The following is a 16,112-nucleotide window of genomic DNA, read 5'->3' on the forward strand; positions in this document are numbered from 1 at the left end:
TTACGATGCCGGGGCGGCGGAACGGACGTGGCGACGGGGAGGACGACACGGTGGCAGCACGCGTGGCGGCGGCCGAAGGCGCGGGCGGCGTCGCCGGTCCCGACGATCCCCTGCTCGACGATCTGATGCCGTGGTCGGTCCGTCCGCCGCGCACCGGCCGCCCCTGGGTGACCGCTCCGGACGCCGCGTCACTGAAGGCCCGCTGGGAGCGGCTGGTACGGGCGGAGGGCGCCGAGCAGGAGCGACTGTTCCGGCCGAGCAGGTCCCGGGGCCCCCGTACGCCCGTCGCCGCCCTGCCGGGGACGCGGGCCGGCGGCACCGGCCCGTTCGCCCGCAGGCCGGGCCCGTACCCCGATCCGGTGCGGATCGCGCACGGCCCGTTCGACGAGTGGTGGCTGATCCCCGACCACCGGTTGATCGACGCCGCCCGCCCCGAGCTGTGGCGGGTCGCCGACGACCGGCAGGTCTTCGCCGTGGAACACGGTCACGGCCCCCGGGACACCGGCCCCGCGCTGACCGCGACCACGCTGCTGCCGGACGGCCACTCCCCCGTCGGCCAGCCCGGCCGGGTGCGGCCGCTCTACCGGCGCCCGGGCGCCGAGGAGCCCAATCTCGCTCCGGGGCTGCTCACGTCGCTGCGCGCCCGGTACGGGAGGAGCGGTGGCGAGCCGGTCTCGGAGGAGTCCGTGCTGGCGTGGGTGCTCGCGACGGCGTACGCCTCGCCCGCCGGATGCCGGGTCCCGTTGCCCGCCGACACCGCGCTCTGGACGGCGGGGGTGTCGCTGGGCCGGGAGCTGCTGCGGATTCAGCTGCGCGGGACGCGCGGCGGGGAGCGGCCACGGCTGCCCGGCGGACGGCGCCCCTATGTGCGAGCCGCCGTCACCTCCTGGCCGGCCGCTCCGGCGTACGACCCGGAGGGCGAGGTCCTGTCACTGGGCGACGGCAGGATCTCTCCGGTGCCGCCCGGGGCCTGGGAGTTCCGGGTGGGCGGTGCGCGAGTGCTGGAGCTGTGGTTCGCCGGCCGCGTCCCGGACCCCGCGGGCGCCGACGCCCCGGCCGGTCTGGAGGCGGTGGGCCCGGCCCGCTGGCCCCAGGAGTGGACGTCCGAACTCCTGGAGCTGATCACGGTGTTGGCGCTGCTCGCCGAACTGCTGCCTCAGCAGACCGAATTGCGGGCGGCGCTGACGGCGGGACCCGTGGTGTCCGAACGGGAGCTGCGCGCGGCGGGGGTGCTGCCGGTACCGGCGGCGGCCCGCCGGCCCGCCTCGGTGCTCGGCCGACGGGAGGAAGGGCCGGACGGACAGTTCGCCCTGCTCTGACGGAACACCGGCGCGAGGCGACGAGGAGGCGCGCGGCACGGCCCGCGACGGCCGCCCGCGCGCTCCTCGGCAACGCGACGCCGTCCGCCGGCGCGGCGTGGCCGGTCGCCCACCCGGTGGCGGGCACGCTCGCGTGGTGCGTGGCGCTGCTCGTGGTGTTCGTGCCCCTGGCCGTACGCCGGTACACGGACGGGGAGCGGTAGCCGCCGCGCGACCGCCGGTGACCGGGGTGACGAGCGGTGGGTGCGTCGGCCGGGCCGTCGGAAGGGCGGGCGGACACACCGAAGCGCTGCTGCCGGCCCTGGGAATGACGGACGGGCGGACAGCAGCGCCGGGACGGGACGGCGTGATCGCCTGAGTGCCCTTCGGCGAACGCGGTCGTGTCGGGCGGTTCGGGTCAGCGGCGGCTGCCGAGGATCGAGCGCCGCAGTCGCCGCAGGGGCGCGAAGAGCGAGACACGCGCGCTCCGGCTTCGGCTCCTGCCGGTGTGCGCGGCGTCGCGCGAGGTCAACTCGCGCATCAGCAGCGTCGCTTCGGCCGTTTCCCGCTGGGGCACGACGGGACCGCCGAGCACCGCGAGATGGCGGTCAAGGCGCGAACTCGTCGCACCGCTTCCGCATGTGATGGCAGGCACACGCGGCCTGCTCCGTACCGTTATCTGTTCCATGTCACTCCCCACCCGTACGAGGGCACCCGACCCGGGCAGGTTAACCCTATCGCCCCGGCACGACACTCACCTATCCCGGCCGGGTTCGGGCACACCTGCGACGAGAGCGCCGATCACCCTCCGAATACGCCCGATTCCAGGGCGAGTTGACCGGGGCCGCCAGGGGGCGCCCAAGGGGGCGGAAAGGTGCACAAGGGGGCCGCGGGCCGGCTCACCGTTCGGACGGGAGTACGGCACGCGAAGTGTTCCGTTTCACCCGCGGGAGGGAGACCTCACGGGGGTGAGGTCTCCGACCTGACGCGTCGCGCTGTTCCGGGTGGGAGCGGCTGCGGGGACGGGAAACGGTCAGGCGGCCGAGGCGAGGACGGGCAGATAGCCGCCCGACTGTCCGGCGGCGGTGGGGTGGTAGGACTCGCCGATGTCGAGCCAGTTCACGCTGTGCAGCCACGGGCCGCTCGAACAGATCTCGTGCCCGGCGAACCGTCCGGCGACGTCACCGAAGGTGAAGCCGTGATCGGCGGCGCGTTTGGCGGTCACCGTGTTCAGATGGTCGGCCGCGCCGTTGATGGCCGTCCTCTCCTTCTCGCTCAGCCCGGCGAGGCACCCGCCGCCGAGCTGGTAGAAGCGGGGATAGCCGAGGACGACGACGCGTGCGGAGGGCGCCTTGGCGTGGATCGCCGCGTACACCGAGTCGAGCCTGCCCGGCAGGGTGGAGTCGACGTAGGCGCGGGCCGTGGCGACCCGGCCGAGACAGGTGGCCTCGGACTGGAGGACACAGGTGGTCATGACATCGGCGAAGCCCGCGTCGTTGCCGCCGATGGAGAGGGAGACGAGGTCGGTCGAGGAGTTGAGCGGCCCGAGCTGACTCGCCGTCACATCACTCGTGAGGGCGCCCGAGCAAGCGGTGAAGGCGAACGACGAGGGCGAGTTGGCCGTCGCCCAGAGCGCCGGGTAGGCGTGCCGGCTGCGCTTGCAGGCGCCGCTCGCGCTGTCGTAGCCGCCCGAGCCGACGCCGGACGAGTACGAATCGCCGAGCGCCACGTAGTCGACGGACCGGCTCTCGGCCGCGGCGTCGGCGACGCCCGCACCGGTCAGCGCGAGTACGGCACCGAGGATGAGCGAGGACGAGAACGCCACCACTCCGGAAAGTTTCATGGAACCTCCTACGGCAGGATCTCTGCCGTATCCGTGGTAGCAGCAGCCAGCTATCGCCGGAAGTGTTCATGCCACGAACATCCGGTGAGGGCTTCTTGACGGCCTCCTGAGCGTGCGTCACATTGAAGTCCGGCATCCTGCGCGCCGGGGGGCAAAGTCGCCAATGCGGACGATGTGGACCATGTACACCGTGCGGGACACGCGCGGCACGGTCGAAGAACGGTCGGAGTTCCGACACGCACACGCACAGAGGGACCGCGCCGGGCATCCGTGCGGGGCGCGGTAAGGGCTGTCTTCGGCCCCTGACGGATCAGCGCACGGCACCGGACACGGTGCGTCGCGAGGCGGAGGCACGTCCGCGTACCGGAGTACCCGGACGCTTCCCGCAACGCGACGAGACGCCGTGACGGTCGTCGTGCGCCCGCCCGGAATCGCTGGACAGCTCTTGGGGGGTGCCGCGTCGGCGAACGGCTCCTTGAGTCACGCCGCCGCGCGGCCCGCGACACCGGCTCACCCGGTCGGCAGGGGCGTCATGCCGTCATGACCGGGGTGGGCAGCCCCCTTTTCGCACCGGACATTCAGCCGGGCGGCCCGGGAACGGACCGCCCGCCGGACGAGAGGGAAGAGAATCATGAGTTCAGTTCTGCGCCCGGCCGTTCCGGGCCGGGATACGTCGCCGCTGCCGTCCCCTGCCGGGACGACGGCCGCGTCGTCCTCGTCCGCCGCCCGAATACCGGCCGGCTACCGGCCGATCTCCTCCCATCTCGCGATAGCGCCCCCGGTCAGCGTGGTGATCCCCGCGATGAACGAGGCGGCGAACCTTCCCCATGTGTTCGGGTCCCTGCCCGGGTGGATTCATGAGGTCGTCCTGGTCGACGGGGCGTCCACCGACGACACCGTGCGGGTCGCCCGCGAGCTGTGGCCGGACATCGTGGTGGTCGAGCAGGCGGGCAAGGGCAAGGGCGACGCCCTCATCAGCGGGTTCGACGCCTGCACGGGCGACATCATCGTCATGGTCGACGCGGACGGCTCGGCGAACGGCGAGGAGATCGTCAGCTACGTCTCGGCCCTCGTCGGCGGCGCCGACTTCGCCAAGGGCTCCAGATTCGCCAACGGCGGTGGTACGGACGACATGACACCGGTCCGCAGACTCGGCAACCGCGTGCTGTGCGCGGTGGTCAACCGCAAGTTCGGGGCGCGCTACACCGACCTCTGCTACGGCTACAACGCCTTCTGGAAACACTGCCTGGACCGGATCTCCCTCGACTGCACCGGCTTCGAGATCGAGACGCTGATGAACATCCGGGTCGTCAAGGCGGGGCTGCGGGTCCAGGAGGTACCCAGCCACGAGTACAACCGGATTCACGGCGTCAGCAATCTCAGCGCGGTGCGGGACGGCCTGCGGGTGCTCAAAGTGATCCTCCGGGAGAAGCGCGTCCGCCGCCCCGGCCGCCGCCCGGCCGCCGTACCCGTCGTCTCCGGCCAGGGGGACGCGTCGTGAGTCCACGGGACTTCTCCGTGGTCATCTGCGTCCACACCGAGGACCGCTGGGACGACATCCTCGCGGCGGTCGCCTCGGTACGGGCCCAGTCGCTGCCCGCCAGGGAGACGCTGCTGGTGGTGGACCACAATCCGGCCCTGCTGGACCGGCTGGCCCAGAAGTACGAGAAGCCCGGGACGGACAAGGCGCACGGGGCGGGCGGGGCGGGCGAGGGATCGGCGTGGGTGCGCGTGCTCGCCAACGCGGGCCCCCGTGGGCTCTCGGCGGGCCGCAACACCGGGGTCGCCGCCGCCCGCGCCGAGATCGTCGCCTTCCTCGACGACGACGCCGTGGCCGAGCGTGACTGGCTGCGCCACTTCGACCGGGCGTACGACGACCCCCGGGTGATGGCCGTCGGTGGCCGTACCGTGCCCGCCTGGGCCTCCGGCCGGCGGCCCGTCTGGTTCCCCGAGGAGTTCGACTGGATCGTCGGCTGCACGTACAAGGGGCTGCCCCCGGGCAGGGTCCGGGTGCGCAATGTGCTCGGGGGCAACGCGTCCTTCCGGCGTACCGCGTTCGAGGTCACGGGCGGGTTCGCCACCGGCATCGGGCGGGGCGGCGGCAACCGGCCGCTGGGCGGCGAGGAGACCGAGCTGTGCGTCAGGCTGGCCAGGGCGCTGCCCCGGGCGGTGCTGCTGATCGACGACCGCGCGGTCGTCCACCACAGGGTGCCGGGGCCCCGCGAACGGTTCGGCTACTTCCGCTCCCGGGCCTACGCGGAAGGTCTCTCCAAGGCCCTGGTCACCCGAAGTGTCGGGGTGGGCAAGGGACTTGAGTCGGAACGCCGCTACACCACCCGGGTGCTGCCCGCCGGGGTGGTCCGTGGGGTGCGGGACGCGCTGCTCGGCCGGCCGGGGGGCGCGGGCCGGGCGGGCGCCATCGTGACCGGGGTGGCGGCGGCCGTGGGCGGCTATCTGCTGGGGAGCGTACGGGTCAGGAGCGGCCGTACGACGTTCTCCGTACCGCCGCCCGTCGCCCCCGTGGCACAGCGGCCCGGTCACCACGCCGGCCGCCCCGCCGGGCACGGTGGTGAACGGTGCTGAGCGAGGCGGCGGCGGACCGGGCCGTGCCGATCCTGATGTACCACGCCGTCGCCCACCGCCCGGCCCCGGCGGTCCACCGCCTCTCGGTCTCGCCCGGGGCGTTCCGCGCCCAGATGGCGGTGCTGGCGGAGCGTGGCCTGACCCCGCTCACCACGGCGGCGCTCGGCCGGGCCTGGCGGACCGGCGGGCCGCTGCCGCCCCGGCCGGTGCTGATCACCTTCGACGACGGTTACGAGGGGGTGCACCGGTACGCGCTGCCGGTGCTCGCCGCCCACGGGTTCGCGGCCACCGTCTTCGTCACCACGGGCTGGCTGCGCGGTCCCTACGAGGAGGCGGGCGCGCCCGACACCATGCTGGACTGGCACCAGGTCCGCGAACTGGCCGCGGCGGGTGCGGAGATCGGCGGCCACAGCCACACCCATCCGGAGCTGGACCAGCTGGACGACGGGCGGCTGCGGTCCGAGACCGTGCGGTGCCGGGAGATCATCGGCGCTGAACTGGGCGCGGCACCGGCCTCGTTCGCCCATCCGTACGGCTACTCCGACCGCCGGGTCCGGCGGGCCGTGCGGACCGCGGGCTTCGCCCAGTCCCTCGCCGTGGGCAACGCCCTGGCCCGGCGCGGGCAGGGACCGTACGCCCTGGAACGGGTCACGGTCCGGCGCGGCACCACCCCGCGGGAGTTCGACCGGATGATCACCGGCCGGCCGGCCGGCCGTGACTTCGCGGTGGACCGGGCGCTCACCAAGGGGTACGCCGTCGTACGGAGGACCCGTCGGGCGCTCCGGTCCGCCGCCGGGCCGGGGCGGTGAGCGGGACCGGCCGGTGCGGTCGGCCCGGGGCGGGCGCCGGGCCCCGTGGCGAAACCGGGTGCGCGGGGTGTCCCCGTGCCGGATCATGGACACCATGTCCGCCAACCCCGAATCCGCCCTGCCGATCCGGCTCAACGTCGACGACAGTGATTCGCCTTCCGATGTCGTCGACGCGCTGTTCCTCGGCCGTTTCGCGACGGGTGAGCAGCCGTACTCGCACAGCACGTCGCTCGACCGGGTCAGATCCGCCGCGACACTGCTGCCGCCCGCCGCCAGGGTGCTCCGCGCCGCCCGGGACGACGACCGCAGCGCCACGCTCGCCGAGGGCGACGGCTGGACCCTGCTGATCTCGCGATGGAGCCGCGGCGCCGACGTCACGGTCACCGCGACCAGCGGAGAACTGGCGGAGCGGGTGCTCGGCGAAGCGACGGACGGCGCCAGGGACGAGCCGGAACCGCAGCCCGAGAACGTGCCGATGGGCTTCTGGTACGTCTCACCGCGCCGCGGCCCGCACCGCACCACCCGGCAGATCAGCGCCGGGACCTGGGACGAGGTCCGGGGCAACTACACGGCGCCGGTGGCGGAGGCCCTGGACCGGCTGATGAAGGTCACCCCCGACGACATCGCGGGCCGGCTGCTCCTGCTGCACGGCCCGCCGGGCACCGGGAAGACCTCCGCGCTGCGCACCCTCGCCAGGTCCTGGCGCGACTGGTGCCAGGTCGACTGCGTGCTGGACCCCGAACGCCTCTTCAACGACGTCGGCTATCTGATGGACATCGCGATCGGCGAGGACGACGGCACGTCGGGGGGCCGGTGGCGGCTGCTGCTCCTGGAGGACTGCGACGAGCTGATCCGGGGCGAGGCGAAGCACACGGCCGGCCAGGCCCTGTCCCGGCTGCTGAACCTCACGGACGGGCTGCTCGGGCAGGGACGGAACGTCCTGGTGGGGGTCACCACCAACGAGGACCTGGAACGGCTCCACCCCGCGGTGGTCAGGCCGGGCCGCTGTCTGGCCCGGATCGAGGTCGGCTCGCTGACCCGCCGGGAGGCCGTGTCCTGGCTGGGCGCGGAGGAGGGCGTCGGCCGGGAGGTGGGCAGGGAGGGAGCGACGCTCGCCGAGCTGTACGCGCTGCGCCGGGGCAGCGGGCCCGCGTCGGTCCCGAAGCAGGACTCGAACACGGACGCGGGCCTGTACCTCTGACGCCCCGTCATGCAATCCCTCCCGCTTCCCCGGCTCCGACTCCCTGTTCCCCGTCGGCCCGGCCCCCGGTCCGGCCGATCACCCGCTCATCGCGGATAGACGGCCCGTACCGCGTCCTCGGCCAGGGACAGTGCCTCGGCCCGGGACAGGCCGAGGCGTCTGGCCTGCTCCGCGAAGTCCTGTGCGGCGGCGGCCGCCTTGCGGTCGGCGGCGTCGCCCGCCGCCGCGACGAACGTGCCGTTGCGGCCGCGGGTCTCGATCACCCCGTCGGCCTCCAGCGCCCGGTACGCCTTGGCGACGGTGTTGGCGGCGAGCCCGAGGTCCTCGGCCAGGCCACGTACGGTCGGGAGCCGGTGGCCGACGGGCAGAGCACCTGACCTGGCCTGTTCGGAGATCTGCGTGCGCAGTTGTTCGTACGGGGCGGTGGCGGTGTCCGGGTCGAGGACGATCTTGAAAGTCACCATCCGATTCTCCCCCACCGCGAAGAAATCCGATTCTCCCCCACCGCGAAGAAAATGGCAGGCGGCCGGGGCGCGGGGGCACGTACCGTCCTGCGCGTGACCGTGATCGTGCGTGACTCACGGTCCACCGACGCCGAGGACCGGGCTGCGGCGGGCCGCGCCGCCGTGCACGGTGACGACACCCGGGGCGGTGGTGCCCGGCCTGGCCGATGGACGCCGACAAACGGCCCGGTGCTCGCCGTCGACAAATGGTTCGGTTACGGAATCTGCGCCACGGAGGTACGTCATGTCCATGAACTCGTCCGAGACCGCCCTGGTGGTCGCCCTCGTCAAGGCGGGCCACACCAAGATCCGTTACCCGGCGGAGGTGGTCCGCGACGACGGGGTCCGGGTGACGGTGCGCGCTCCGTGGGCCGCGCCCGGGGTCCGCGACTTCGGCTTCGTACGGTTCGAGCCGGGCGATGTGTTCACCGAACACTACTGGCGCGACCGGTGGTTCGCGGTGAAGGAGGTCAGGACGGGGACCGGCGGGCTGAAGGGCTGGTACTGCGACGTGACCCGCCCGGCCGTGCTGAGCGACGGTGAGCTGCTGGTGGAGGACCTGGACCTGGATCTGTGGGTGTCGGCGGACGGGGCGACCGTACTCCGGCTGGACGAGGACGAGTTCGCGGAGAGCGGCCTCACCGAGCGCGATCCGGCGGCGGCCCTGGCGGCCCGCCGGGCGTTGGACGAACTGGAACTCCTGGCCCGTACCGAGGGGTTGACCGGTCTGCTGACCTGACGCCCGCCCGGACCGTGACGGCCGCCGTTTCTCCGGCGGCCGTCACCCCTGCCTGGGCGCGGCCCCTCTTCTCCGGCGGGAGACCCCGGACCGGCCGCTCCTCCGGCCGGTGGTGACGGCCGATCTTTAACCGGCGCTGAGCGGTTCCTTAAGCGCGCCCTAAGGATCGCCCGTGACCGCCCTCGGCCGTCGTGTCCGGGCGCGGTCCGGGCTACCTTTCTGATCGCCGGGCGGGGCAGGCGCCCACCACCCCTCCCCCGCCCGGTTCCATGCCCGCGTCGCCGTCGAAGGAGATCGCCGCCATGACTGTCGTCGTCATGACCGCTCGCCGCGGGGTCGCGGGGGCCGTCGCACTCGGTGCCGCACTGCTCGTGCTGCTCGTGTCGGCAGGTGTGTGCGCGGCCCCGGCCCTGGGCGCGGAGAGCGCGCCCAGGGCGGACGGCGCCGCCGTCGCCCCGGCCCGTCCGGGCGAGGACATCGCCGGGGCCGGTGGCGGTGACAGCGTCTCGTACCTCGCGCTCGGCACTTCCGGTGCGCTCGCGGTGGGTTCGGCCGCGCTGTTCGCCTCGGTCCGCCGCCGGGCCGTCGTCGCCGCCCGGCACGGCCGCTGACCCCGGGACCACGCACCGCCGTCCCCGGCCGGACCCACGCACCACCGCCCCCGGTCGGCCAGACCCACATACCACCGTCCCGGGGCGGCCGGACCCACGCACCGCCGTCCCCGTTCCGACCAGGCGCGCCACCGCCCCCGGCCGGCCAGACCCACACACCACCGCCCCCGGCCGGCCGGACCCACGCGCCGCCACCCTGGGCCAGCCGGTCCCACGCGCCACCCCACCGCCCTCGTTCCGCCCGGACGCACCACTGCCTCCGGCCGGCCGATGACAGCACGGCGCCCACCGGGCACATGTCTCCGCCCTCGTCGGGCCCGGGGGCGAAATAGCGGTCCGGCGATCCGGCCGGTGGCTCACGCCGCCAGCCTGCCCGGCATCACCGCCCGTGGGCCGAATCGCGCCCGCAGCCGGTCCGCCACCTCCTCGATCCGGTGCGCCCGCTCGTCCGCCGGGTCGAACGTCAGCTGCCGGGAGGCCCGTTCGGCGTCCGCCAGCCCCTCCGCGCGCAGCGCGATCCCCCGCACCCTGGCGCGTTGCAGTCCGAACGAGTCGTGGATACGGTACGCGAGCCCGGTGAGCGCCGCCGAGTGGGCCGTGGGCTCACGGAACGCGCGGCTGCGGGTGAGCGTGGCGTAGCCGGTCCGGTCGGCGTAACGCACGGAGAGCGCGAGCGAACGGCACACCTGCCCCTCGCCGCGCAGCCGGGTGCCCAGCTCCTCGGTCAGCGACACGAGCGCGCGGCGCTGTCGATCCGGGTCCAACTCGTCGCGTGAGAAGGCGTGTTCGGCGGCCATCGACCGGGCGGCGGCATTCGGCACCACCTGGGTGCGGTCGATGCCGTGGGCCCGTTCCCACAGCTCGCGCCCGGAGCGCGCGCCGGTGATCCGTTGCAGGGTGGCGAGCGGCGCCGAGGCGATCCGGCCGACGGAGTCGAGCCCGTAGCCGCACAGGGTGCGGGCCGTCGCCGTCCCTACGCCGTCCAGCGCGGCGGCCGGCTTGTCCACGAGGAAGTCGGCGACCTTGTCATCGGGCACCACGACGGCCGTACCGGGTGCGGCCTGCCGCGCCGCCATCCGCGCCAGCATCGGGTTCTCGGCCGCCCCGATCGCACAGTCCACACCGTGCAGGGCGAGGGCGCGGACACGGATCAGTCCGGCCAGGCCCGCCGCGTCCTGCCCGAAGTAGCGCAGCGCGCCCCGCACGTCGGCGAGTGCCCCGTCGGGCGGGGCGGCCTCGACGACCGGGGTGAACGCACCGAGGAGGGCGAGCAGCCCCTCGTAACCGACGCTGTCCGGCGGACCGCCGCCGACCCTGCGGAACCGCAGACAGAACACCCCGGCCGGGACACGTTCGGCGCTCATCCCGCGCTCCCCTGGCTCTGGTGCCACAACTTCCGTCCGGTGGGCGGCCCTTCGCCGGGGGGCCGGAGGTCGGCCCAGGGGTTCATCTCGTATCCGGTCGGCAACCGGACCCGGCGGCCGGCGGCGGAGGCCGGATCGTCCGAAGGGCCGCCGGCGGAAGTGGCGCCGGGGGAACCGTCGGTGGCCGGGGGCTGCTCCTCGTCCGCGGGTCCCGCCGCGAGCCGGGCCGCGACCGCGTCGAGTCCGCCGGTGCGCCGCAGCTCGGCCAGCTCCGCGAGGTTCCAGGCCGCGGCGCCGATCACGCTCAGGCTCCGCGCCCCGCGCCGCTGCACCACCCCGCGCACCAGCAGCAGCCAGGAGTGGAAGACGGTGTGCGCGCAGGCGGCGTGGCTGTCGTCGAAGAAGGCCAGGTCGACCAGGCCCGTACCGTCGTCCAGGGTGGTGAAGATGACCCGGCGGCCGGAGCGGACCGGCGGGGTCTGGGTGGCCGCCTTGGCGCCCGCGACCAGCACGGTCTCACCGTGCCGGGCGTCCCGCAGCCGCTTGGCGGAGAGCGCGCCCAACTCGTCGAGGAAGGCGTGGTGGTCGTCCATCAGATGCCGGGAGACGTCCATGCTGAGGACGCCCAGTTCGGCGCTGAGGCGTTCCGCCTCGTTGAGGTCGGGCAGGCCGACGGAGCCGGTTCTGCGGCCGTCGCCGAGCGGCAGTTGCGGGCCGCCGCCGGTCCGCGCCCCTGATCCGCGCTGGGCGCGGTGCAGTTCGGACAGATGCAGCAGCAGATCACGGCGGTTGGCGCCGAAGGCGTCCAACGCCCCGACCTGGACGAGCCGTTCGGCGGCGGGCCGACCGGGCCGGGCCCGCTGCCAGAAGTCCAGCAGCGAGGCGTACGGGCGGCCGGCCTCGATCCGGGCGGTCTCGTCCTCGCTGATGCCGTGGACGTCCGAGAGCGCCAGCCTGATCCCCCAGACGCCGGGACCGCGCCCGTCACCGTTCCTCTTTCCGTCACCCTCCCCATCACCAGACACCAGTTCGATTTGATGAGTGGCCGCCGACCGGTTCACGTCCAGCGGCAGCACCGGGACCCCGCGCCGCCGGGCATCCGCGAGCAGCAGCCGCTTCGGGTACATCCCGGGGTCATGGGTGAGCAGCCCGGCGTAGAAGGCGGCCGGGTGGTGCGCCTTGAGCCAGGCCGACTGATAGGTGGGTACGGCGAAGGCGACCGCGTGCGCCTTGCAGAAGCCGTAGGAGCCGAACGCCTCGATGATCTCCCAGGCGCGGGCGATCACTTCGGCGCCGTACCCCTTCTCCGCCGCCCGCTGCGCGAACCAGATCCTGATCCGGTCCTGCGACCCCGGGTCGGAGAGCCCGCGCCGCACCCGGTCGGCCTCGTCCCGGCCGCAGCCGGTCATGATGTCCACCATCTCGATGATCTGCTCGTGGAAGACGACGACCCCGTAGGTCTCGCGCAGCGGTCCCTCCAGGTCGGGGTGCGGGTAGCGGACGGGGGCCCGGCCGTGCCTGGCCTCGATGAACGGCCGCACCATGTCGGCGGCGACCGGTCCCGGCCGGAACAGCGAGATGTCGACCACCAGGTCGTGGAAGGTGGCGGGCTGGAGCCGGCCCACCAGATCGCGCTGGCCCGGCGACTCGATCTGGAAGCAGCCCAGCGTCTCGGCGGACCTGATCAGCCGGTACGTCTCCGGGTCGTCCGGCGGCACGGCGTCCAGGTCGAGGTCTTCGCCCGTGGCCCGCTTCAGTTCGGTGACCGCGTGCGCCATCGCCGACTGCATCCGCACACCCAGCACGTCGAGCTTGAGCAGGCCCAGGTGCTCCACGTCCTCCTTGTCGAACTGCGCCATCGGAAGGCCCTCACCGCTGGTGGGCACGACGGGGGTGCGGCGCAGCAGTGAGGCGTCGGAGAGGAGGACCCCGCACGGGTGCATGGCGATGCCGCGCGGCAGTGCGTCCAGCGCCTCCACCAGCTCCCAGAACCGGCCGTACCGCGTCCCCTCCCGCCCGTACCGCTCGCCCACCGCGCGCAGCTCGGGCAGTTCCGCCATCGCGGCGCGGGCGTCGCGGGCCCGGATGTGCGGGAACGCCTTGGCGAGCCGGTCGATCTCGGCCGGGTCCATGGAGAGGGCGGCGCCGACGTCCCGTACGGCGTGGCGCACCCGGTAGGTCTCGGGCATGGCGACGGTCGCGACCCGCTCGGCGCCGAAGCGTCCGATGATCGCGCGGTAGACCTCCAGTCGGCGGGCGGACTCGACGTCGATGTCGATGTCGGGCAGCACGAAGCGCCGGGTGGAGAGGAAGCGTTCCATCAGCAGTCCGTGTTCGACGGGGTCGGCGTGGGCGATCCCGAGGAGGTGGTTGACCAGTGAGCCCGCACCGGAGCCACGGGCGGTGACCCTGATCCCCATGTCCTTCACGTCCTCGACGACCTGGGCGACCGTCAGGAAGTAGGAGGCGAAGCCGTGGTGGGCGATGATGTCCAGCTCGTGGCGCATCCGCTCCCAGTAGTCCGGTCTGCGGTCGTAGCCGCGCAGCACCATGCCCGCGGCGGCCCGGGAGGCCAGCACCCGCTGGGCGGTGCGCCGGCCGGCGCCGACGAGGCGCGGTTCGGGGAAGTGGACGCCGCCGAGACCGAGGTCACCCGCGGGATCGACGGCGCAGGCGTCGGCGGTGCGCCGGGTCTCGGCGAGCAGCCGGGCCCCGGCGCCTTCGCCGAGTCCGGCGGCCGAGGTGATCCGCTCGGCGGTCTCCCGCATCGCGCGGTCGTCCTTGAGCCAGCGCTCACCGCTGTCGAGGGGGGAGCGGCGCGGGTCGACGGGGACGAGCCGACGGGCGGCGTCGAGCACGTCGACGACCGGGCCCTGCCCGGGGTCGGCGTACCGGACGGCGTTGGTCAGCACGGCTCGTACCCCTTGGTCGGCCGCGAAGCCGACGGTACGGGCGGCGAGCCGGAGCGATCCCGGGCCGGTGCCGGTCCGCCCGTGGTGGACCGCCTCCAGCCGGAGATCGTCGCCGTACGCCTCCCGCCAGGGAACGAGCAGCGCGGTGGCCAGGTCGGGGCGGCCCGCGGTGAGCGCCCTGCCGATCTCGGAGTCGGGGCCGAGCAGCACGGTGACCCCTTCGGCGGGCGGCTCGCATCCGTCGAGCCGGGGCTGTCCGGGGGTGACGCGTGGGCCGGGCGTGGCGTGGGAGCCGGACGTGGCGTAGGAGCTGGGCGTGGCATAGGAGCCGGGCGTGGCGTAGGAGCCGGGCGTGGCGTGGGCCGCGGTGACGAGCCGGCACAGTGCGGCCCAGCCGGACGCGCCGTCCCGGGCGAGAAAGGTGGCCCGGGGCGCGGACTCGTCGACGAAGGCGCCGCCACGGACCGGTGCCCGGGGCCGCCGGGCGCGGGTGTCGCCCGGGGCGTACCCGGGCACCGCGAGGTCCACCCCGAAGACCGGGCGGACCCCGGCACTCTCGCAGGCCCTGGCGAAGCGGACCGCCCCCGCGAGGGTGTCCCGGTCGGTCAGCGCGAGAGCGTCCATGCCCCGTTCCGCGGCGCGCTCGGCCAGCCGCTCGGGGTGCGACGCCCCGTACCGCGGGGAGAAGCCGGAAACGGTACGCAGATGCGTGAAGCCTGGCATCCGCACCTCCTGGACCGATCCGTACTCACTCGCCACCCCCTTTGTCCTTCAACCATAGACCACGTTCGAACGTGCGTGCGATATCCGAGGCGGGGCCGGTCCGGGACCAGCCATTCGGCCGCGCACCTGCTGCGTGAACGGCCGCTCCCCCGGACCGTGAGGGCATGACTTTCGTCGACGAGGTGAAGAACGCCGTCACGCCCAGGGCCGCGCTGCTCGTCATCGGCACGCTGGCGTTGCAGCTTCTGTTCATCACGTCCTACGTGGGGGCGCTGCACAGGCCGGTCCCCACGGACGTCGCCTTCGGGGTGGTGGCTCCTCCGCAGGTGTCCCAGAAGCTGATCACCCAGCTCAAGGACCTCCCCGGCGGGCCGCTGGACCCGCGCCGGGTCTCCGACGCGAAGGCGGCCCGCGAGAAGGTCCTGAACCGCGACCTCGACGGCGTGCTGATCGTCGACCCCACCGGGAAGACCGACACGGTGCTGGTCGCCTCCGGGGGCGGCACCGTGCTGGCGAACACCCTGACCAAGATCGTCACCAAGGCCGACGAGGCCCAGGGGCGCACGGTCAGGTCCGTGGACGTGGCACCGGCCTCCAGTGACGACTTCAACGGGCTCTCGTCCTTCTACCTCGTCGTGGGCTGGTGCGTCGGCGGCTACCTCTGCGCCTCGATCCTGGCGATCAGCGCGGGCGCCCGCGCCGCCAACCGCCGGCGCGCGCTGATCCGGGTCGCCGTCATGGCGCTGTACTCGATCGCGGGCGGCATCGGCGGTGCGATCGTCATCGGACCGATCCTCGGCGCGTTGCCGGGCAGCGTGTGGGGGATGGCGGGACTGGGTGCGCTGATCGTCTTCGGGGTGGGCATGATCACGCTCGCGCTGGAAGCGCTCACCGGGATCGTCGGCATCGGTCTGGCCGTCCTGATCATCGTGGTCGCGGGCAACCCGAGCGCGGGCGGCGCCTTCCCGCTGCCGATGCTGCCGGACTTCTGGCGGGCGATCGGACCGGCCCTGCCACCGGGCGCGGGCACCTGGGCGGCCCGCTCCATCGCGTACTTCAGGGGCAACGCGCTCACCCAGCCACTGCTGGTCCTCTCCGCCTGGGCGGTCGTCGGCACGGCCCTCACCCTGCTGCTCTCCCTGCGCCGCGCCCCGGGCCAGGCGGACGGCATGGCACTCGAAGGCCCCGGGAACGGCATGGGCGGCGGCGGTACGGGGGGCAGTGGTACGGGGGACGGCGATACGGGGGACGGCGGCGGAAGCCGTACCGGAGGCGGCTCCACCCGGCGGACGTCGGGAGCCTGACCCGGGCGGAGCGAGCACCCGACCCGTCCCGTCGTTCCGGACAGCGGGACAGCACCGGGAGCCGGAAGCCGGAAACGGCACCATTGCAGTGTCCCGCGGCGCGACTTTACTCTCATCACCTCGGTAAGAGCTGTCCCGTGGTCCCTGACGGGCGGGCGACGACAGCCGCGGCACCTGGCGACGACGTGCGCGACAGGCGTCTCCCAGGGCCCCGACGAGAAC

At 73.9% G+C, this 16,112-nt stretch carries 13 protein-coding genes and 1 pseudogene; 9 read left to right on the forward strand and 5 right to left on the reverse strand.

Going from position 1 to position 16,112, the window contains the following annotated elements; genetic code table 11:
- Window positions 1-50: 50 nt before the first annotated feature.
- Window positions 51-1,319, forward strand: a complete 1,269-nt coding sequence (locus tag PZB75_RS04390) for a type ISP restriction/modification enzyme (protein WP_275533962.1) — start codon at window positions 51-53, stop codon at window positions 1,317-1,319.
- Between the two features lie 47 nt (window positions 1,320-1,366).
- Window positions 1,367-1,522 (forward strand): annotated as a pseudogene (locus PZB75_RS04395) (ABC transporter permease); the annotation flags it as partial.
- Between the two features lie 194 nt (window positions 1,523-1,716).
- Here the strand turns inward: PZB75_RS04395 and PZB75_RS04400 are convergent.
- Together PZB75_RS04400 and PZB75_RS04405 are read right to left on the reverse strand one after the other, a co-directional pair.
- A complete protein-coding gene (locus PZB75_RS04400) occupies window positions 1,717-1,986 on the reverse strand; it encodes a hypothetical protein (RefSeq protein WP_275533963.1) in 270 nt (89 codons plus the stop codon).
- Between the two features lie 345 nt (window positions 1,987-2,331).
- The gene (locus PZB75_RS04405) at window positions 2,332-3,141 is read right to left on the reverse strand and encodes an SGNH/GDSL hydrolase family protein (RefSeq protein WP_275533964.1); all 810 of its coding nucleotides are present in this window, start codon (window positions 3,139-3,141) and stop codon (window positions 2,332-2,334) included.
- Between the two features lie 631 nt (window positions 3,142-3,772).
- Between PZB75_RS04405 and PZB75_RS04410 the strand changes: the two genes are divergently transcribed.
- The 4 genes from PZB75_RS04410 (at window position 3,773) to PZB75_RS04425 (ending at window position 7,734) form a co-directional block, all read left to right on the forward strand.
- Window positions 3,773-4,642 (forward strand): glycosyltransferase family 2 protein, encoded by an 870-nt coding sequence (locus PZB75_RS04410; RefSeq protein WP_275533965.1) that lies wholly within the window; start codon window positions 3,773-3,775, stop codon window positions 4,640-4,642.
- The gene (locus PZB75_RS04415; RefSeq protein ID WP_275533966.1) at window positions 4,639-5,724 is read left to right on the forward strand and encodes a glycosyltransferase family 2 protein; all 1,086 of its coding nucleotides are present in this window, start codon (window positions 4,639-4,641) and stop codon (window positions 5,722-5,724) included. The genes PZB75_RS04410 and PZB75_RS04415 overlap by 4 nt, the downstream gene beginning before the upstream one ends.
- Window positions 5,725-5,759: 35 nt before the next feature.
- Window positions 5,760-6,533 (forward strand): polysaccharide deacetylase family protein, encoded by a 774-nt coding sequence (locus tag PZB75_RS04420; protein ID WP_275538580.1) that lies wholly within the window; start codon window positions 5,760-5,762, stop codon window positions 6,531-6,533.
- A gap of 94 nt (window positions 6,534-6,627) precedes the next feature.
- Entirely contained in the window at window positions 6,628-7,734 is a 1,107-nt protein-coding gene (locus PZB75_RS04425; protein ID WP_275533967.1) for a DUF5925 domain-containing protein, read from the forward strand.
- 86 nt (window positions 7,735-7,820) lie between these two features.
- On the opposite strand, the gene PZB75_RS04430 is transcribed toward PZB75_RS04425, so the two are convergent.
- Window positions 7,821-8,195, reverse strand: coding sequence for a GntR family transcriptional regulator (locus PZB75_RS04430; protein WP_275538581.1), 375 nt, complete (start codon window positions 8,193-8,195; stop codon window positions 7,821-7,823).
- A 286-nt stretch (window positions 8,196-8,481) separates the two neighbouring features.
- On the opposite strand from PZB75_RS04430, the gene PZB75_RS04435 reads away from it, so the two are divergent.
- Window positions 8,482-8,976 carry a DUF402 domain-containing protein gene (locus PZB75_RS04435; protein ID WP_275533968.1) on the forward strand — a complete coding sequence of 165 codons (495 nt, stop codon included), beginning with the start codon at window positions 8,482-8,484 and terminating at the stop codon, window positions 8,974-8,976.
- Between the two features lie 302 nt (window positions 8,977-9,278).
- On the forward strand, window positions 9,279-9,587 hold the full coding sequence (locus tag PZB75_RS04440) for a hypothetical protein (RefSeq protein ID WP_275533969.1): 309 nt from the start codon (window positions 9,279-9,281) through the stop codon (window positions 9,585-9,587).
- A gap of 356 nt (window positions 9,588-9,943) precedes the next feature.
- Here the strand turns inward: PZB75_RS04440 and PZB75_RS04445 are convergent, their stop codons facing one another.
- The gene (locus PZB75_RS04445) at window positions 9,944-10,951 is read right to left on the reverse strand and encodes a hypothetical protein (protein ID WP_275533970.1); all 1,008 of its coding nucleotides are present in this window, start codon (window positions 10,949-10,951) and stop codon (window positions 9,944-9,946) included.
- Entirely contained in the window at window positions 10,948-14,586 is a 3,639-nt protein-coding gene (dnaE, locus tag PZB75_RS04450) for a DNA polymerase III subunit alpha (RefSeq protein WP_275538582.1), read from the reverse strand. The genes PZB75_RS04445 and dnaE overlap by 4 nt, the downstream gene beginning before the upstream one ends.
- A 164-nt stretch (window positions 14,587-14,750) precedes the next feature.
- Here dnaE and PZB75_RS04455 point away from each other — a divergent pair, with 164 nt between their 5' ends.
- Window positions 14,751-15,890, forward strand: coding sequence for a DUF3533 domain-containing protein (locus PZB75_RS04455; RefSeq protein ID WP_275533971.1), 1,140 nt, complete (start codon window positions 14,751-14,753; stop codon window positions 15,888-15,890).
- Window positions 15,891-16,112: the final 222 nt, after the last annotated feature.

The organism is Streptomyces sp. AM 4-1-1, from assembly GCF_029167625.1.
Taxonomy (GTDB): domain Bacteria; phylum Actinomycetota; class Actinomycetes; order Streptomycetales; family Streptomycetaceae; genus Streptomyces.